15 protein-coding genes and 1 pseudogene are annotated in these 18,159 nt (G+C 51.7%); 7 read left to right on the forward strand and 9 right to left on the reverse strand.

From position 1 onward, the window contains the following. Nucleotides 1-21: 21 nt before the first annotated feature. The 8 genes and pseudogenes from atpB to ravA form a co-directional block, all read right to left on the reverse strand. Nucleotides 22-804 (reverse strand): F0F1 ATP synthase subunit A, encoded by a 783-nt coding sequence (gene atpB, locus TU92_RS06405; protein ID WP_112165421.1) that lies wholly within the window; start codon nucleotides 802-804, stop codon nucleotides 22-24. A 22-nt stretch (nucleotides 805-826) separates the two neighbouring features. Further along, on the reverse strand, nucleotides 827-1,225 hold the full coding sequence (gene atpI / locus TU92_RS06410; protein ID WP_112165423.1) for a F0F1 ATP synthase subunit I: 399 nt from the start codon (nucleotides 1,223-1,225) through the stop codon (nucleotides 827-829). A 648-nt stretch (nucleotides 1,226-1,873) separates the two neighbouring features. After that, a pseudogene (gene rsmG / locus TU92_RS06415) lies at nucleotides 1,874-2,493 on the reverse strand (16S rRNA (guanine(527)-N(7))-methyltransferase RsmG). Nucleotides 2,494-2,626: 133 nt separating this feature from the next. Beyond that, a complete protein-coding gene (mnmG, locus tag TU92_RS06420; RefSeq protein WP_112165425.1) occupies nucleotides 2,627-4,516 on the reverse strand; it encodes a tRNA uridine-5-carboxymethylaminomethyl(34) synthesis enzyme MnmG in 1,890 nt (629 codons plus the stop codon). Nucleotides 4,517-4,895: 379 nt separating this feature from the next. After that, nucleotides 4,896-5,339, reverse strand: coding sequence for an FMN-binding protein MioC (gene mioC / locus TU92_RS06430; RefSeq protein WP_112165429.1), 444 nt, complete (start codon nucleotides 5,337-5,339; stop codon nucleotides 4,896-4,898). Nucleotides 5,340-5,427: 88 nt separating this feature from the next. Beyond that, nucleotides 5,428-5,889 (reverse strand): transcriptional regulator AsnC, encoded by a 462-nt coding sequence (asnC, locus tag TU92_RS06435; RefSeq protein ID WP_056775967.1) that lies wholly within the window; start codon nucleotides 5,887-5,889, stop codon nucleotides 5,428-5,430. Between the two features lie 20 nt (nucleotides 5,890-5,909). Beyond that, on the reverse strand, nucleotides 5,910-7,379 hold the full coding sequence (viaA, locus tag TU92_RS06440) for an ATPase RavA stimulator ViaA (protein WP_112165431.1): 1,470 nt from the start codon (nucleotides 7,377-7,379) through the stop codon (nucleotides 5,910-5,912). A 2-nt stretch (nucleotides 7,380-7,381) separates the two neighbouring features. Further along, nucleotides 7,382-8,890, reverse strand: a complete 1,509-nt coding sequence (ravA, locus tag TU92_RS06445; RefSeq protein ID WP_112165433.1) for an ATPase RavA — start codon at nucleotides 8,888-8,890, stop codon at nucleotides 7,382-7,384. A 267-nt stretch (nucleotides 8,891-9,157) separates the two neighbouring features. Here ravA and kup point away from each other — a divergent pair, with 267 nt between their 5' ends. From kup to rbsR, 7 genes are all read left to right on the forward strand, one after another. Next, nucleotides 9,158-11,026, forward strand: coding sequence for a low affinity potassium transporter Kup (gene kup, locus TU92_RS06450; protein WP_112165435.1), 1,869 nt, complete (start codon nucleotides 9,158-9,160; stop codon nucleotides 11,024-11,026). 214 nt (nucleotides 11,027-11,240) lie between these two features. Beyond that, nucleotides 11,241-11,660, forward strand: coding sequence for a D-ribose pyranase (gene rbsD / locus TU92_RS06455; protein ID WP_112165437.1), 420 nt, complete (start codon nucleotides 11,241-11,243; stop codon nucleotides 11,658-11,660). 7 nt (nucleotides 11,661-11,667) lie between these two features. Beyond that, on the forward strand, nucleotides 11,668-13,173 hold the full coding sequence (gene rbsA, locus TU92_RS06460; RefSeq protein ID WP_112165440.1) for a ribose ABC transporter ATP-binding protein RbsA: 1,506 nt from the start codon (nucleotides 11,668-11,670) through the stop codon (nucleotides 13,171-13,173). Between the two features lie 6 nt (nucleotides 13,174-13,179). Then, entirely contained in the window at nucleotides 13,180-14,151 is a 972-nt protein-coding gene (rbsC, locus tag TU92_RS06465; RefSeq protein ID WP_112165442.1) for a ribose ABC transporter permease, read from the forward strand. A gap of 23 nt (nucleotides 14,152-14,174) precedes the next feature. Then, complete coding sequence (gene rbsB / locus TU92_RS06470) at nucleotides 14,175-15,065, forward strand: ribose ABC transporter substrate-binding protein RbsB (RefSeq protein ID WP_056775977.1); 891 nt, start codon at nucleotides 14,175-14,177, stop codon at nucleotides 15,063-15,065. 68 nt (nucleotides 15,066-15,133) lie between these two features. Further along, nucleotides 15,134-16,063, forward strand: a complete 930-nt coding sequence (rbsK, locus tag TU92_RS06475; RefSeq protein ID WP_112165444.1) for a ribokinase — start codon at nucleotides 15,134-15,136, stop codon at nucleotides 16,061-16,063. Beyond that, nucleotides 16,064-17,074, forward strand: a complete 1,011-nt coding sequence (gene rbsR, locus TU92_RS06480; protein ID WP_112165446.1) for a ribose operon transcriptional repressor RbsR — start codon at nucleotides 16,064-16,066, stop codon at nucleotides 17,072-17,074. It begins immediately after the preceding gene. Here the strand turns inward: rbsR and TU92_RS06485 are convergent. Further along, nucleotides 17,057-17,746, reverse strand: a complete 690-nt coding sequence (locus TU92_RS06485) for a FadR/GntR family transcriptional regulator (protein ID WP_112165448.1) — start codon at nucleotides 17,744-17,746, stop codon at nucleotides 17,057-17,059. The genes rbsR and TU92_RS06485 overlap by 18 nt on opposite strands. Nucleotides 17,747-18,159 lie beyond the last annotated feature (413 nt).

Raw genomic sequence — 18,159 nt, forward strand, 5'->3', positions numbered from 1 at the left:
GCAGTAGTGTTGAAAGAAAAATCAGTGTTTTTCAGATGCCATCGAGAGATAGACAATCGTCAGAACCATGAAGATAAAAGCTTGCAGCGTAATGATCAGGATGTGGAAAATGGCCCAAGGCACACTCAGGATCCACTGTGACCACCACGGCAGCAGGCCAGCAATAAGGATGAAGATCAACTCACCCGCATACATATTGCCAAACAGTCGCAGACCCAGTGAAACTGGTTTAGACAGCAGGCTGACACCCTCAAGAATCAGGTTAATCGGAATGAAAACCGGATGATTGAATGGCTGCATTGTCAGTTCTTTAACGAAACCGCCAATGCCTTTCATCTTAATGCTATAGAAAAGAATCAGAATGAATACGCCGAGCGCCATGGACAACGTGATATTCACGTCAGCCGTGGGTACAACACGCAGAGCCGGCAGACCAAGAAGATGTTCGCCTATGTACGGCAGAAAATCGATTGGCAGCAAATCCATCATGTTCATCATGAACACCCAGACGAAGACAGTCAGAGCCAAAGGCGCTATGACTTTGCTTTTGCCGTGATACATGTCACGCACGTTGCTATCGACGAAGCCCACAACCAGCTCGATGGCCGTTTGCAGTTTCCCCGGAACACCACTGGTGGCGTTTTTAGCGACGCGATGGAAGATAACCAGAAAGAGTACTCCGAGGAACACGGAGAAAAACATCGAATCGATGTTAATCGACCAGAATCCCGTCCCTACCTGAAGCTGAGTCAGATGGTGACCGATATACTCTTGTGGAGTAGAGATTTCTCCTGATGCAGACATGATGCCTCTTACCCTTTAGTAGTTAAGTACGGTAACTGTTAATGACGGCCGGTGCCAAAATCTGAGTCATCAACACCGATAAATAGGCCAACCCCAACGGAGCGAACGCCGCCTTAAACAGGCCAAGTGCGACAATCATTAAGATTATCGTAACCAGCACCTTCAGCGCCTCTCCGATAGCAAAGGACCAGGCAACCCGTCCAGAGACCGTTGTTTGCGCCTGATGGCGCCATGCAAACAGCATGAACAGTACATTTGGCAGCCAGGCGGCCAAACCACCCATAAGAGCTGAAGTGGTCCATTCCAGGCTTTTAAAGCCAAAGACTGCACTGAGCAGAACAAAGGTCAATAACTGCAGTAGTAACAGCTTTCTGGCAACCTTCACACTATGCGTACTGTGTAAAATACCGGATACAGACATGACGTTTGTTCTCTCCGTATCGAGTACCTAGCTGGAGGTATGCTGAATGCCGTATATCACTGCCTTTACTGTTTTGAGTCAAGCAGCAAAAACCGAGCAAATTATACGGTGCACAGGAACGAATTCAATGGATAAGTAGCGAAAAGGTGAACAATTATTTAAATTTTCCTCTTCATCGCTATTTTGATTACGAAACTATAGCTGAATTTGCCCTTTTTACTTTGCTGCGGTTATTTCATCACCTGACAAAGAAGCGTGCACTGGATCACATAATTAACGCGACCCTATTTATATACCCTACACCGCTCGAATGTCTTTAGCTAAACCGGCCTTTTAAAAATGATATAAATCATATTGTTAAAAGAACCGCGATTGAGAAAACATCTTATTTAAAAATAGACATCATCCGATGATACAACTAGCCAACAAATATCAACATTTTCATTACAAGTTGAATATCACTGGCCTGATGCCGATTAAATTTCACAAGTGACTATCTCGGTACGGATTAAAAATAAAGGTCACCTAATTGCTAACAGTGTGTAAAAAAGAGGTGATTGGTCGAAAGTCACCGCTATTTAATTAGCCTGCTCATTTTAACTCTGTTAACACACATATTTTTTAAGGATTATTTGATAATTCTCAACTTTAGTTTGCACTAAGAATTATCAGATGACGTTCTCCGTCAAGTTCCGGAACCTGCAGTTTCACCACACTTTCCAAAGTGATACCGTCAGGTAACGCCGTCAGTTCATCATCGGGACACACGCCCTTGAGCGCATAGAAGCGCCCCTGCCCTTTCTTTGGCAGATGATGACACCAGGACAACATGTCCTGTAACGAGGCAAACGCACGGCTTATCACACCATCAAATGGCGGTTCAGGTTCAAACTCTTCCACACGGCTTTGTACCGGCTCAATATTCTTCAACCCCAGCTCATGCTGAACCTGACGCAGGAAGCGTACGCGTTTGCCGAGGCTGTCCAGCAATGTGAAATGCGAGTCCGGACGGACGATAGCCAGTGGAATGCCCGGTAAGCCCGGCCCCGTACCCACATCAATGAAACGACTGCCCTGCAATGCTCATTCACTACGATACTGTCCAGAATATGGCGCACCAGCATTTGCATCGGATCACGTACCGACGTCAGGTTGTAGGCTTTGTTCCACTTATGCAGCAGTTCAACATAGGCAATCAGTTGGTGTTTTTGCTGATCGGGTAACGCTATTCCTGCCGCAGCAAGCAGCGAGTCCAGTTTCTTTTGCACAGTGAAAATCCTCTGACAGAGTCGGTATTCCGGGAACAGCCCGGTGGGGGGAATGATAAAGCAGCCAAAAAGGCGGGGAAAGCGAGAATTGACCGCCGCCTTGGGATCAAAGGGCGGTCATCAGAGATGAGTCTCAGGCGCTACGGCGCAGCAAGCCTTGTTTTTTAAGCCAAATCAGCAGAATTGAGATAGCAGCCGGTGTGATACCGGAGATCCGCGAAGCCTGACCGATCGACGTCGGCTTGTGATCGTTTAGCTTGGCGATCACTTCGTTCGACAGACTGTTCACCTGACGGTAATCCAGATCTGTTGGCAGCAAAGTGTTTTCATTGCGCAGCTGTTTGTCGATCTCTTCCTGCTGACGTGCAATGTAGCCTTCGTACTTGATTTGAATCTCAACCTGTTCAGCAGCCTGTACATCTGGCACGCCCGGCGCAAAAGGAGACAATGTGGTGATCAGCGCATACGTCATTTCGGGACGACGGAGCAACTCTTCAGCATTGGCCTCTTTTGAGAGCGGCGCGGAAAGGTGTGCATTGATTTCGCTGACCTGTGCGTGATGAGGATTGACCCAGATCCCGCGCAGACGCTGACGTTCCTGCTCGATCATCTCCAGCTTCTGGTTGAAGCGTGCCCAGCGGGCATCGTCGACCAGGCCTAATTCACGCCCTTTTTCCGTCAGACGTAAATCGGCGTTATCTTCACGCAGCATCAGACGGTATTCAGCACGCGAGGTAAACATGCGGTACGGTTCTTTGGTACCCAGCGTACACAGGTCGTCTACCAGCACACCCAGATAAGCCTGATCACGGCGTGGCGCCCAGCCTTCATCGTCGGTGGCGCTGCGTGCGGCGTTCATACCGGCCAGCAGACCTTGTGCCGCCGCTTCTTCGTAGCCGGTTGTACCGTTGATTTGTCCTGCAAAGAACAGTCCAGCAATAAATTTGCTTTCCAGCGTCGGTTTCAAATCACGCGGATCAAAGAAATCATATTCGATGGCATAGCCGGGACGAACGATCACCGCATTTTCCATCCCCTGCATGGAACGTACGATCTGCATCTGTACGTCAAACGGCAGGCTGGTTGAAATCCCGTTTGGATAGACTTCATTGCTGGTCAGGCCTTCCGGTTCAAGGAAGATCTGATGAGAATTACGATCGGCAAACCGCATGACTTTATCTTCGATCGACGGGCAATAACGCGGGCCGATCCCTTCGATGATCCCGGCATACATCGGGCTGCGATCCAGATTGTTGCGGATCACATCATGGGTTTTTTCGTTGGTATAGGTCATGTAACACGGGATTTGTCGCGGATGTTGCGACGCGTTACCCATGAAAGAGAATACCGGAGCCGGATTATCGCCGTGCTGTTGAGCCAGTACGCTGAAATCAATGGAGCGGGCATCGATACGCGGCGGTGTACCTGTTTTAAGACGGTTCACGCGTAACGGTAATTCACGAAGACGCTGTGAAAGGGAGATAGCAGGAGGATCACCTGCACGGCCGCCGCTGTAGTTTTCCAGTCCGATGTGGATCTTGCCGTCCAGGAAAGTACCGACGGTCAGTACTACCGTTTTGGCGCGGAATTTCAGCCCCATCTTGGTCACGGCACCGACAACGCGATCGTTTTCCACAATGAGATCTTCGACTGACTGCTGGAAGATCATCAGGTTTGGCTGATTCTCTAAGGCAGTGCGAACTGCCTGACGGTAAAGCACACGGTCAGCCTGAGCACGGGTTGCCCGTACGGCAGGGCCTTTGCTCGCGTTTAGTATCCTAAACTGAATGCCCGCATGGTCGATAGCTGTGGCCATCAAACCGCCGAGAGCGTCCACTTCTTTTACCAGATGTCCCTTCCCGATCCCGCCAATTGCCGGGTTACACGACATCTGTCCCAGCGTGTCGATATTGTGGGTTAATAATAAGGTCTGACGTCCCATGCGTGCAGATGCCATGGCAGCTTCAGTACCTGCATGACCTCCACCGATGATAATGACGTCAAATTGATCCGGATAAAACATGCGACTGCACCTCAGCGTTCAAGCGAACTTTCTTTGTATGGCGTTGGGAGGAGGGATTCTACTCAAGTTTAGATCTTCCACAAGCCCCGGAGGATCTTCCCTAATTAAAAGAAGATCTTTTTTATTTAAAGATCTCTTATTAATACTTCTATTAGGATCGCGATCCTCTGTGCATAAGTCATTTTTCTCAATGAAGATCAATATGCTAAGAAGGATCGAATGCTGTGAATGATCGGTGATCCTGGACAGTATAAGCTGGGATCAGAATTGAGAGTTATGCACAGGCTGAAAAGCGTACAGGAGTTGTTAGAGGGATAACTACCGGTTTTACACCGCTTTAAAGCATAGTTATCCACATCTGATCGGCTGAAATTTACACTTATTTGAGTAAATTAATCCAGTTGATCACCCAAACCTCTGCCGGATCCTCAGGAATTTCATGCTGAGTCACGTCGATCTCAAGTCGATCACCGATCCGTTTTGCCCCTAATGACGTCAGTTTCTGATCGAGAGAATTGATCGCGCCACAGAAAGTGTCATATTCGCTGCTGCCTAAACCTAAGGCACCAAAACGAACTTTTGACAGATCCGGTTGCTGATCTTCCAGCTGTTCCAGGAAGGGTTGCAAGTTATCAGGCAACTCTCCGGCACCGTGTGTGGAGCACACCACCAACCAGATCCCTTCTAAAGGGACTTCATACAGTTCCGGACCATGAAACATCTGTGTAGAAAAACCGGCTTCTTCCAGCTTCTCTGCCACGTGTTCAGCAACATATTCGGCACTGCCAAGTGTACTTCCACTGATCAGGGTTACGTCAGACATAGAACTCTCACCCGAGAAAAGGAGGACATTGTACGCTGTGAATGAGCTGGGATCTACCTGTGGATAATAGGGGTATAGAAATCAGTGCTCAGGGCTGGATGGTGCGTGTGATGGGGTTCTGCAGGGAGATCAGCGTCTCTGTTGACTGGATCTCGTCAATGGTCTGGATCTTGTTGATAAGTACGTGTTGCAGAGAATCAATGGAGCGGCACATGATCTTAATGAAGATGCTGTAGTGGCCGGTGGTGTAATAGGCTTCGACCACTTCTTCGATACTTTCCAGTTTTTTAAGCGCAGACGGATAGTCCTTGGCGCTTTTCAAAATGATGCCAATAAAGCAGCAAACGTCGTAACCGAGTTGCTTAGGATTTACGGTGATGTGCGCACCCGTGATGATTCCAGCCTGCTTCATCTTTTCGACGCGCACGTGGATAGTTCCGGGGCTGACGGTGAAGACTTTTGCCAGTTCGGCGTAAGGTGTTCTGGCGTTGTCCATCAACGCATTGAGGATCCCGCGATCCAACTCGTCGAGCTGATAGATTTCAGACATGGTGTGCTTTCTCTTTAAGGTTAATTTCTTTGCCAGCGGCGTTGTACACGGCTTTTCACACCGGTATCAAAGCGCCAGATATGATCGAAAATACGCAGGATCCCGGGCTTGCCATAATGCGACATCGCCAGCGCATGAAAGCGGTGCTGCTTCTCCCGCTGGAGCATTTTGACCTTCTTCTGTACCTCGTCAGGCAGCCGTTGAGCGATGAAATCTGAGATCACCACTGCGTCGGCGTCATGCCATTCCGGTGATGCCAGTTTGTCCAGGGTGGCATTCAGGCAGGCTGCCAGATCGGTGCCGCCGCGAAAATGTTGCCCGAGAAAACGCAATGCCTGATCCAGTCCACCGGCGGAGGTCAGTTCATAATGGATCACTTCGCTGGCAAACAACATGATGTAACAGCGACGGTTATCGGCAAGGGCGATCCTCAGCAGCGCCAGGCAAAAGGCTTTCGCACACTGTTCATTGAATCCCCCCATAGAGCCTGAGGTGTCCACACACACCACAAACGGGCCACGGGGCTGCGGTTCTTGCTGCTGCCAGACCACCGGACGCTTCACCACTTTCTCGCGCCAGACGTCTCCCTGCAGGCGGTAAGTCATCAGCCGCTTTTCCAGTAACCGGCGGTAAAATTCGTATTCGAGTTCAGGGATACCCAGCGTACCCAGTTCGGTCGGCATCAGCCGCAGGATATCGTCGCTTTGGTGAATGCCGTTCACTTCCTCCGGCACTGTCGCGGGTTCGCGGACCATCAGCCGATGCGTTTCCATTTTGGCATCTTCATGCGGACTGGTTTTGGCCGTCTGACTGCGCCCCAGTTGCTCTGCCAGATGAACCAGCTCAGGCTGTTGTTGCAGGAAAGCACCAAAGCGGGCCAGTGACTGGATATCCCCGCGCAGACGCTTTCCTTTACTCATATCCCAAAGACGTCCTGCCGCGGTATCGTTCTCTGCTAATAAAGGAGACAACTCGCTGCTCAGTTCAAGACGCTGAAGTAACTCCTCCTGCAATTTCTCCTGTTCCTGCTCCAGTAACTGGTGATGAACGTTCACCGTCTGGAATGTCAGGTTCAGGCGCCAGCGCTGGAGGAAGAGAGTCTGAAAACTATTGCCAGTTCGTGCCGTTCGCGATTCCTCATTGTTCTCGAATAATGTACGGGCCTCGGTAGTAAAAGGAGAGTTCAGCCGGAACAACTCATCAATCAGCGCCGGCAGCCCGGTCTGAAAGGTGGTGATATCGGTCTGCTGGCATTGCTGGTAAAGGTAGAATTCTTTCGCCAGATCGGGCGGTACGGGCGTTTCATGGATCCTCTGGCGCAGCCGCAGCTTCCATTCGGGAAGATCTTTGGTCAGCGCGCGTTTGAGGCGGGGGAATTTCTCAAAGAAAACGGCCAGCGCAGGCGCGGCAAGCAGTCCGACGATCAGTTCCTCGATCAATTCGGCTTCGCTGATCGCCAGCAGCAGATCCAGAGATTCCAGGCTGAACATAGTTAGTGCCCGCTGAACGTCTGCTGCTGATGGCGCAGCTGTTCGGTGACCTGCAGCAGGCTGGCTTCGATTTTCGCCATCCATTGCGCCGGAACAAACAGGCAGTTTTGCTGCTGGCCAAATTCATGCCGCTGCTGCGCGAGTTTTGCACTCAGATCGCTCAGCGTATTCTTCATCTCGTCGGGAACGGCGATATGTTCGTTGCCTGGCAAAGTCAGCGGCGTGCTCTGGCGACTGACGTCCAGCACCAGCAACTGCTGTTTATCATCAATCTCGGCATCGATGGTTTGCACAAAGCCGATGCCATTTAGCTTCGCTTTCAGTACGCCGCCTTTATTGAGCCACTCTTCCAGCGCCGTGCGGTCGAAGAGCAAGTGAGTGACTTTGATTTCATGCAGGTGCAAAGGCGTTTGCAGTAATAACGTCAGGTGAGTGGCGGAAAGGCTGTCCGGCAAGCTGTGTTGTGGTTTGCGACTGAACATCCCGGCTTTTTTGCCGAGCTTGATGGACTGACGTGAGCTTTGTTGCTGCTGGTACTGCATCCACTGCTGATCTAACTGCTGGATTTTCATCAGTAATGTTTGCTGCTGATAGGCCTGCTCGGTGATCAGCTGCTCGATTTGAGTTTGCAACAGCTGATACGTATTGAGGTCATGCCACAGGCAGTCTTTAAGCAGGATCAGATCAACAGGCGTGATGGTGTTTCGCCCGCTGAAGAATGCGCAGGCCTGCAACAGACGCAGTGCCTTTTTCCAGCGGCGATCTGAAACATAAGGCGCGGTGTCGAGTGCATCAAGACGCTGACGAAGCTGGAAAACCAGTTCAAAGCACGCATCCGGCAGATTGACTTTATCGATCTCCGGCTGCCATTGTTGATACTCTTCGTCGCTGATACTCAATGATTCGGCCACCGGATTGGCGCTTTCGTTGGTGCGGCTGGTGAGCAGTGAGCGGAAATTCTGCTTATCCTGTACCTTATCCAGCCACAGGCGGATCAACATGCGGTCATATAGCGCTTCCAGGCTGCCGTCGGCTTCAGGCAGTTCGTTAGAGGCGCTGACCAGCAGGCGTAAAGGGATCGGTTCTTCGCGTTCGCCATTCCGGAAACGGCGTTCGTTGATAGCGGTCAGCAAGGTATTGAGGATCGCAGGACCTGCTTTCCAGATTTCATCAAGGAAGACGATTTCAGCTTCCGGTAAGTAACCTTCGGTCAGACGCAGATATCGGCCTTCATCTTTCAGGGCCTGAATTGAGAGCGGGCCAAAGACTTCTTCCGGCGTGGAAAATCGCGTCATCAGATATTCAAAGGCACGAGCATGACGGAAGGCGAATTTTAAACGGCGGGCGATCAGGCTCTTTGCGATGCCCGGCGGGCCGAGCAGAAAAACGCTTTCGCCGCACAGTGCGGCCAGCAGGCATAAACGAATGGCGTCCTGTCGCTCGTACAAGCCATGTTCCAGTGCGTTAGCAAGACGGGCAATCCGTTCTGCCAGAAGGGGAGATTGCGCCATACTGTCTCTTCCGGTTTTCATTTAGATATTGAATAGTGTACTGGCTCGCAGCGATAAGCCATGATTATTTTTCACTGTATAGCTTGTTGATTACTAAAAATTTTCTATTATGAGATTTGTGACCTCGTTCCTCTGAACGCCGGTTTAGCTGCACATTTAAGGGTAGGCAATCTGATTTATTCGTGCATACTGTGCGCCTTTTAGTGGGCATCATTGGACTGAGCGCACGCATCGCTTACGGATGTTCGAGCAAAAAAGAAACGAAATATGAGCACTGAACATAAACGGTCACTCCCAGCAGTAACCCTGGCCGCCATTGGTGTGGTCTATGGCGACATTGGTACCAGTCCTCTCTATACCTTAAGAGAGTGTTTTTCAGGACACTACGGTTTCAATGTTGAGCCTAGCGTCGTATTTGGTTTTCTCTCTCTGATTTTCTGGATGCTTATCCTTATTGTGTCGCTCAAGTACCTCACGTATGTGATGCGGGCGGACAATGCGGGCGAAGGCGGCATACTGACGCTGATGTCTTTGGCGGGCAGAAACACGTCATCACGCACCACGGCGGTGCTGGTGATACTTGGCCTGATCGGTGGCAGCTTCTTCTATGGCGAAGTAGTGATCACTCCGGCCATTTCGGTGCTTTCCGCAATGGAAGGTCTGGAGATCGCCGCGCCATCACTCGATCCTTATATCGTTCCTCTTTCTATTACTGTTCTGACGCTGCTTTTCATTATTCAGAAACACGGAACCGGTATCGTGGGCAAACTCTTCGCCCCGGTGATGCTGGTCTGGTTCCTGACGCTCGCCGTTCTTGGCGTAAACAGCATCATGCAGAACCCTGAAGTCTTACGCGCCATGAACCCGATGTGGGCGGTAAACTTCTTTATCGAACATAAATCCTTCTCCTTCCTGGCACTCGGCGCTGTCGTTCTGTCGATTACCGGTGTGGAAGCGTTGTATGCCGATATGGGGCACTTCGGGAAATTCCCGATCCGTCTGGCATGGTTCACGGTGGTATTGCCGTCTCTGGTGCTGAACTACTTCGGTCAGGGCGCGTTACTGCTGAAGAATCCTGAAGCGATCAAAAACCCCTTCTTCCTGCTGGCGCCTGACTGGGCGTTAATTCCGTTACTGGTATTAGCCACCTTAGCGACCATCATTGCCTCTCAGGCTGTGATTTCCGGCGTGTTCTCCCTGACGCGTCAGGCTGTGCGATTGGGCTATTTACCGCCGATGCGCATCATCCACACCTCGGAAATGGAAGCCGGTCAGATTTATATCCCGGCCATTAACTGGTTGCTGTATTTCGCAGTGGTGATTGTGATTGCCAGCTTTGAGCATTCCAGCAATCTGGCGGCGGCGTACGGTATTGCCGTGACCGGTACGATGGTGCTGACCAGCATTCTTTCCTGTACGGTGGCGCTGAAAAACTGGCACTGGAAACCGTTCCTGGTTGGCATTTTGCTGATCGGTCTGCTGTTTATGGATATTCCACTGTTTGCCGCAAACGCCACCAAGCTGTTCTCCGGCGGCTGGCTGCCGCTGACGCTCGGCCTGTGCATGTTTATCGTCATGACTACCTGGAAAAGCGAGCGTTTTCGTCTTATGCGCCGCATGAACGAACATGGGAATTCTCTGGAGGCAATGATCGCCTCGCTGGAGAAATCCCCGCCGGTTCGTGTTCCGGGAACGGCGGTGTATATGTCGCGAGCCATCAACGTCATTCCGTTTGCGTTGCTGCATAACCTCAAGCACAACAAGGTGCTGCATGAGCGCGTGGTTCTGCTGACGCTGCGAACGGAAGATGCGCCTTATGTGCACAACGTCCGGCGTGTCACTATCGAGCAGCTGTCGCCGACGTTCTGGCGTGTGGTGGCAAGTTACGGATTTAAAGAAACGCCGAACGTGGAAGAGATTTTCCACCGCTGTGGTCTGGAAGGTTTGCCGTGCCGGATGATGGAAACGTCGTTCTTCATGTCGCATGAATCGCTGATCCTGACCAAGCGGCCATGGTATCTCTACTTCCGGGGTAAGCTGTTCATGGCGCTCAGCCGTAACGCCTTGCGCGCACCGGACCAGTTTGAAATCCCGCCAAACCGCGTTATCGAACTGGGAACGCAGGTGGAAATATAATCCTGCCTTTTGCCGCTCACAGGGTACCTTCGGGTACCCTGTTTTGTTTGTGCCTTCTCCTTTCTGAAATGACTAACTCAAATTGCCTCCCTATTTCTGAATCATTCAGCGAAACGTTTCGACGCTGATCACAATTCCATCACATCTTCGTTGCCTTGTGCGGCCAGTTTCATAAACTCAGTGGTGAGCGAAACGTTTCGCTGTAGGAGTCAAAATGAAGAAGTCACCGCTATTAAATGCCGAAATCTCAACTGTTATTGCCCGGTTAGGTCATACCGATCAGCTGGTTATTGGCGATGCCGGACTTCCGGTGCCAGCAGCTTGCCAGCGCATCGATCTGGCGCTAACCCAGGGAGTTCCCACCTTTTTACAAGTCTTAGAGGTAGTGACACACGAGATGCAGGTTGAGCGGGCTATCCTCGCAGAGGAAATCCTCACCAAAAATCCTCAACTCCATGAAGCGTTACTCGCCCGATTGACACAACTCGAACAACACCAGGGAAACACCATTGCTTTGGATTATGTCAGTCATGAGGCATTCAAAGCGCAAACCGAAAAAAGTCGTGCTGTCATCCGCAGCGGGGAATGTTCGCCGTATGCGAATGTGATCCTGTGTGCCGGCGTAACCTTCTGAGGCCTTTATGCAACCTTTGCTGCAACTGACAGGGATTGATAAAGCCTTCCCCGGCGTAAAAGCACTTTCCGGCGCGGCGCTCAGCGTTTATCCGGGACGTGTCATGGCGCTGGTGGGTGAAAACGGCGCGGGTAAATCCACGATGATGAAAGTGCTGACCGGCATCTATCAGAAAGATGCCGGCTCAGTACATTTCCTCGGCAAGGAAACCGCGTTCAGTGGCCCGAAAGCTTCGCAGGAAGCGGGGATCGGTATCATCCATCAGGAACTTAACCTGATCCCTCAGCTGACTATTGCTGAAAACATTTTTCTTGGCCGTGAGTTTGTAAACGGTTTTGGCCGCATCAACTGGAAAAAGATGTATGCCGAAGCGGACAAACTCCTGGCCCGCCTGAATCTGCGCTACAAAAGCGATCGCCTGGTCGGTGAATTATCGATTGGCGATCAGCAGATGGTCGAAATCGCCAAAGTGCTGAGTTTCGAATCCAAAGTCATCATTATGGATGAACCGACGGATGCGCTGACTGACACTGAAACCGCCTCTTTGTTTAACGTCATTCGCGAACTCAAAGCGGCTGGCTGCGGCGTGGTGTACATCTCCCACCGCATGAAAGAAATTTTTGAGATCTGCGATGACGTCACCGTATTCCGTGACGGGCAGTTTATCGCAGAGCGTCCGGTCAGCGAGCTGGAAGAAGACACGTTGATCGAAATGATGGTTGGCCGTCGTCTGGAAGAGCAATACCCACGCATTAACCACGCACGCGGCGCGCTGCGCTTGCAGGTTCGTGATGTCTGCGGGCCGGGCGTGGATAACGTCAGTTTTGAGTTGTACAGCGGCGAAATCCTCGGTGTCTCCGGGCTGATGGGGGCTGGCCGCACCGAGCTGATGAAAATCCTCTACGGCGCGTTGCCACGTAAAAGCGGCTACGTTTCGCTCGATGGCCGCGAAGTGGTTACTCACTCGCCGCAGGACGGTCTGGCGAACGGTATTGTTTATATCTCCGAAGATCGTAAACGCGATGGATTAGTGCTCGGGATGTCGGTGAAAGAAAACATGTCGCTGACCGCACTGCGTTATTTCAGCCACGGCGGCGGACGCCTCAAGCATGCGGATGAACAGCAGGCCGTCGGCGACTTCATTCGCCTCTTCAATATTAAAACGCCATCGATGATGCAGCCGATTGGTTTGCTCTCCGGTGGTAATCAGCAAAAAGTGGCGATTGCCCGCGGTTTGATGACGCGGCCAAAAGTCCTGATCCTCGACGAACCGACGCGCGGCGTTGACGTCGGTGCCAAAAAAGAAATTTACCAGCTTATTAACCAGTTCAAGCGCGAAGGGCTGAGCATCATTTTGGTTTCCTCAGAAATGCCGGAAGTGATCGGTATGAGCGACCGGGTTCTTGTGATGCATGAAGGTCATTTAAGCGGTGAATTCCCGATAGAACAGGCTACGCAAGAAGTGTTGATGGCAGCCGCTGTCGGCAAGCAATACCGCGTGACGCAGGAGTAATCAGATATGAGTTCTCAGACATTGTCAGCCAAAAAGCGCTGGATCAGTAAAGAGTGGTTGTTGGAGCAGAAGTCTCTGATTGCGCTGCTGGTGTTGATTGCCGTGGTCTCTTCTATGAGCCCGAATTTCTTCACCGTGAATAACCTGTTTAACATCCTTCAGCAAACGTCCGTCAACGCCATTATGGCCGTGGGCATGACGCTGGTGATCCTGACGTCAGGTATTGATTTATCCGTCGGTTCTTTGCTGGCGCTGACCGGTGCGGTTGCGGCCTCTATCGTCGGGCTGGAAGTGAATGCGCTGGTTGCCGTGGCAGGCGCGCTGGCGCTGGGTGCAGGTATCGGCGCCGTCACAGGTATGATTGTCGCCAAAGGTAAAGTGCAGGCGTTTATCGCCACGCTGGTCATGATGTTGCTGCTGCGCGGTATCACCATGGTGTACACCAACGGCAGCCCGATCAGCACAGGCTTTAATGATGTGGCAGATGTGTTTGGCTGGTTTGGTATCGGGCGCCCGCTGGGTATTCCGACACCGGTCTGGCTGATGGCCGTGGTGTTTATTGCAGCCTGGTACATGCTGCATCACACCCGGTTAGGGCGTTATATCTACGCGCTTGGCGGCAATGAATCCGCTACGCGTCTGTCAGGTATCAGCGTCGATAAAGTCAAAATTATCGTCTACTCCCTGTGTGGTTTGTTAGCCGCTCTGGCCAGTATCATCGAAGTGGCGCGCTTGTCTTCAGCGCAGCCTAACGCAGGTACGGGCTACGAGCTGGATGCGATTGCCGCTGTTGTTTTAGGGGGAACCAGCCTGTCCGGGGGTAAAGGGCGCATTGTTGGAACGCTGATCGGTGCATTGATCCTTGGCTTCCTGAATAACGGTTTGAACTTATTAGGTGTTTCTTCCTACTACCAGATGATCGTGAAAGCAGTTGTCATTCTGCTGGCGGTTCTGGTGGATAACAAAAGCAACAAATAAACTCTCCTACAGGACTTATGACCATGAATATGAAAAAACTGGCTGTCTGGGTTTCCGCCGCAGCGATCACCGCGTCTTTCAGTGCTAACGTGATGGCGAAAGACACCATCGCGCTGGTCGTTTCAACACTGAACAACCCGTTCTTTGTTTCCATGAAAGACGGTGCGCAAAAAGAAGCCGACAAACTGGGCTACAACCTGATTGTTCTCGATTCGCAGAACAACCCGGCGAAAGAGTTGGCAAACGTGCAGGACCTGACCGTTCGCGGTACCAAGCTGATGCTGATTAACCCGACTGATTCTGATGCCGTAGGCAACGCTGTCGCGATGGCTAACCAGGCGAAAATCCCGGTGATCACCCTTGACCGTCAGGCGACTAAAGGCGTCGTTGCCAGCCACGTAGCCTCTGATAACGCCTTCGGCGGCAAAATGGCAGGTGACTACATCGCGAAGAAACTGGGCGAAAACGCCAAAGTGATCGAACTGGAAGGCATTGCCGGGACTTCCGTTGCCCGTGAACGCGGTAAAGGTTTCGCCCAGGCAGCTGAGAAACACCATTTCCAGATCCTCGCCAGCCAGCCTGCTGACTTCGACCGCACCAAAGGCCTGAACGTTATGCAGAACCTGCTGACTGCGCATCAGGACGTACAAGCCGTCTTCGCTCAGAACGACGAAATGGCGCTGGGCGCATTGCGTGCCCTGCAAACTGCCGGTAAAACTGACGTGCTGGTTGTCGGCTTCGACGGCACAGAAGACGGTATCAAAGCTGTAAACAGCGGTAAAATGGGCGCGACTGTGGCACAACGTCCGGAACAAATCGGCGTGATCGGTGTTCAGACGGCTGACAAAGTGCTGAAAGGCGAAAAAGTCCCGGCTGTTATTCCTGTTGATTTGAAACTGGTTGCTCAGCCGTAATACCCGCATGCTCGATGCTGTAACCTGCGCCTCCTTTTGGGGGCGCTCTTTGACTCAGGGATCTCCACATGAAAACAGGCAAACTGGTGGTACTCGGCAGTATTAATGCTGACCACATTCTGAATATCAACCACTTCCCGCAACCGGGTGAAACGGTCATCGGCAAGCAGTACACCGTGGCTTTCGGTGGCAAAGGGGCGAATCAGGCGGTAGCCGCCGGTCGCAGTGGCGCAGATATTTCTTTTATTGCCTGTGTGGGTGACGACGATATTGGTGAGCGCGTCCGTAAACAGTTGGCCAGCGACCACATTGATACGCAACCTGTCGAAGCCATCAAAGAAATGACCACCGGCGTTGCGTTGATTTTCGTGAATGCAGAAGGTGAGAACGTCATTGGTATTGATGCGGGAGCCAACAGTGCGGTGACGCCGGACTACCTTGAACGCTATAAACAGCAAGTCATCGATGCTGCTGCTTTATTAATGCAGCTGGAATCGCCATTAGAGACGGTGATTGCGGCGGCGAAGTTAGCCAAAGAAAACAGCACGCAGGTCATTCTTAATCCAGCCCCGGCCTGTGAATTGCCGGACGAACTGCTGTCGCGGGTGGATATCATCACCCCGAACGAAACTGAAGCGGAGAAGCTGACCGGGATTAAGGTCGAGAATAATGACGATGCGGCCCGAGCAGCCAAAGCCTTGCACGATAAAGGCATCGCGACGGTTATCATCACGCTGGGCAGTAAAGGTGTCTGGCTGAGCCAAAACGGGGAAGGCAAGCAGGTCGCCGGATTCCGCGTCAAAGCCGTGGATACTATCGCCGCGGGTGATACCTTTAATGGCGCACTGGTGACTGCATTGCTGGAAGGTCAGGCGATGGACAGCGCGGTACGTTTTGCTCACGCCGCTGCCGCGATTGCAGTGACGCGTCCTGGCGCTCAGCCTTCCGTACCATGGCGCAAAGAAATCGACGATTTCCTCACGCAGCAGGAGGCCTGATTGGCCACCATGAAAGATGTCGCCCGTCTGGCGGGCGTTTCAACTTCTACCGTTTCTCACGTCATCAACAAAAATCGCTTTGTCAGTGATGCCATCGCTGACAAGGTGAATGCCGCCGTTGAACAGCTCAACTACGCACCGTCCGCGCTGGCACGCAGCCTGAAACTGAATCAAACCCGCACCATCGGCATGTTACTGACGGCCAGCAGCAACCCGTTTTATGCGGAAGTGGTGCGCGGTGTTGAACGCAGTTGCTATGAACGTGGCTACAGCCTGATCTTATGTAATACCGACGGCGATGCTGAGCGCATGAACCGCAGTCTGGAAACGCTGCTGCAAAAGCGTGTCGATGGCCTGTTGTTAATGTGTACTGAAAATCACCGGCCATCGAAAGATGCCATCAGCCGCTATCCTTCCTTACCGATTGTGATGATGGACTGGTCACCGTTTGATGGCGCGAATGATGTGATTCAGGACAATGCGCTTCTGGGCGGAGAGATGGCGACGGAGTATCTGATCCGTCAGGGCTATCGCAAAATTGCCTGCATCACCGGACCGCTGGATAAAACCACCGCGCAGGAACGGCTGAATGGTTATCGTCAGGCAATGAATAAAGCCGGGCTGGTCATCCCTCCCGGTTATGAAGTCAGCGGCGATTTTGAATTCGAAGGAGGCGTACCGGCGATGGAAAAATTGCTGTCGTTACCCGAGCCGCCTCATGCGGTCTTTGCGGGGAATGATGCAATGGCAGTCGGTGCGTATCAGGCGTTGTATCAACGTGGATTGCGTGTGCCGGATGATGTCGCAGTAATCGGCTACGATGATATCCAGCTGGCGCAATACATGATGCCGCCGCTGACGACTATCCATCAGCCTAAAGATTCACTCGGAGAACTGGCGGTGGATGCATTATTACATCGTCTGCAGGACCCCCAGGCGGAGCCGCAGATTCTGGTGCTCACTCCGGAATTGGTGGTACGTCAATCCGTGGGTTCATTCGTCGCTAAGTAATAGATGCTGACAGGCTTTCAGCGCCGCATTGGCATCGCCGCTAAGAATGGCATCGGTCAGGCGCTGATGTTGTTCCAGCTTGATAACCTCATTTCCCGTGATCGCCCGAAAGTAACTCTGATAGACCGAACTGAATAAATTTGAGAACGACGTCAGAAAAGGGTTTTTCCCCGCTTCATAGATCAGTTGATGAAAGTGCGTATCCACCGTAATCCACTGTTCCCGATCAAAACTTTTGTGCAGCTGGCGCATTTCATTCATATAGAGTGAAAGCCGATGCTTTTGTTCTTTGCTGGCTGAGACAGCGGCTAATGCACAAGCCTGCGGTTCAAGCGCTCTGCGCAGCACGATAAAATGCGCCATGACCTGATCGAAGTTTTCGCGTGTCATCCACCAGGTCAGCAAGTCCTGATCGAGAAAGTTCCAGCTGGACTGAGGCATGACCCGCGTCCCAATTCGCGGGCGGGGCAAAAGCATGCCCTTTGCCGCCAGTGTCTTCACCGCTTCACGCACGGCTGTCCGGCTGACGCCAAAAATCTCCCCTAACTCATTCTCACCGGGAAGTATCGACCCCTCGGGGTAATCACCGGATAAAACGCGTTGTGCAATCTTCTCCGCCAGTAAATAGGAAAGGTTTCGCTGAGCAGCTTGTTGATGTGCATTAAGTAGCATCTAGGGTATTCCTGAATATCTTTCATTATTATAAAGCGAGTTTACTCCAGCCTCGGGCTTTAAACAGGCGTGTTTTGAGCTGGATCCGTTCATTAATCCTCCGTTTCGGGCTTTTTTGTTGAATTTGTGAACGGTTGATAAAATAATTGAAATTAGGGGTTGCGGCCTTCTGAGAACTCCCTATAATGCGCCTCCACTGACCGGGAACAACGACTCCTCTAACGAGAACCAAGTCGCCCAGTCAGGAAGAATCAACCCGGTGAAAACACCGCATCTCGATGAGAAAATGGTTGACTCTTCAGTGGGAAAGCGTATTATCTGCCTCCCACGTTGCTGAGTTAAGTCTCGCAACGAACGCTCTTTAACAATTTATCAGACAATCTGTGTGGGCACTCACAAGACGATATCAGCAC

Origin of the sequence: Rahnella inusitata (assembly GCF_003263515.1) — a bacterium.
Lineage (GTDB): Bacteria > Pseudomonadota > Gammaproteobacteria > Enterobacterales > Enterobacteriaceae > Rahnella > Rahnella inusitata.

Coding starts and splice junctions, on each gene's coding strand:
- atpB (WP_112165421.1), bottom strand. CDS start 804: ATGTCTGCATCAGGAGAAATCTCTACTCCACAAGAGTATATCGGTCAC.
- atpI (WP_112165423.1), bottom strand. CDS start 1,225: ATGTCTGTATCCGGTATTTTACACAGTACGCATAGTGTGAAGGTTGCC.
- mnmG (WP_112165425.1), bottom strand. CDS start 4,516: ATGTTTTATCCGGATCAATTTGACGTCATTATCATCGGTGGAGGTCAT.
- mioC (WP_112165429.1), bottom strand. CDS start 5,339: ATGTCTGACGTAACCCTGATCAGTGGAAGTACACTTGGCAGTGCCGAA.
- asnC (WP_056775967.1), bottom strand. CDS start 5,889: ATGTCTGAAATCTATCAGCTCGACGAGTTGGATCGCGGGATCCTCAAT.
- viaA (WP_112165431.1), bottom strand. CDS start 7,379: ATGTTCAGCCTGGAATCTCTGGATCTGCTGCTGGCGATCAGCGAAGCC.
- ravA (WP_112165433.1), bottom strand. CDS start 8,890: ATGGCGCAATCTCCCCTTCTGGCAGAACGGATTGCCCGTCTTGCTAAC.
- kup (WP_112165435.1), top strand. CDS start 9,158: ATGAGCACTGAACATAAACGGTCACTCCCAGCAGTAACCCTGGCCGCC.
- rbsD (WP_112165437.1), top strand. CDS start 11,241: ATGAAGAAGTCACCGCTATTAAATGCCGAAATCTCAACTGTTATTGCC.
- rbsA (WP_112165440.1), top strand. CDS start 11,668: ATGCAACCTTTGCTGCAACTGACAGGGATTGATAAAGCCTTCCCCGGC.
- rbsC (WP_112165442.1), top strand. CDS start 13,180: ATGAGTTCTCAGACATTGTCAGCCAAAAAGCGCTGGATCAGTAAAGAG.
- rbsB (WP_056775977.1), top strand. CDS start 14,175: ATGAATATGAAAAAACTGGCTGTCTGGGTTTCCGCCGCAGCGATCACC.
- rbsK (WP_112165444.1), top strand. CDS start 15,134: ATGAAAACAGGCAAACTGGTGGTACTCGGCAGTATTAATGCTGACCAC.
- TU92_RS06485 (WP_112165448.1), bottom strand. CDS start 17,746: ATGCTACTTAATGCACATCAACAAGCTGCTCAGCGAAACCTTTCCTAT.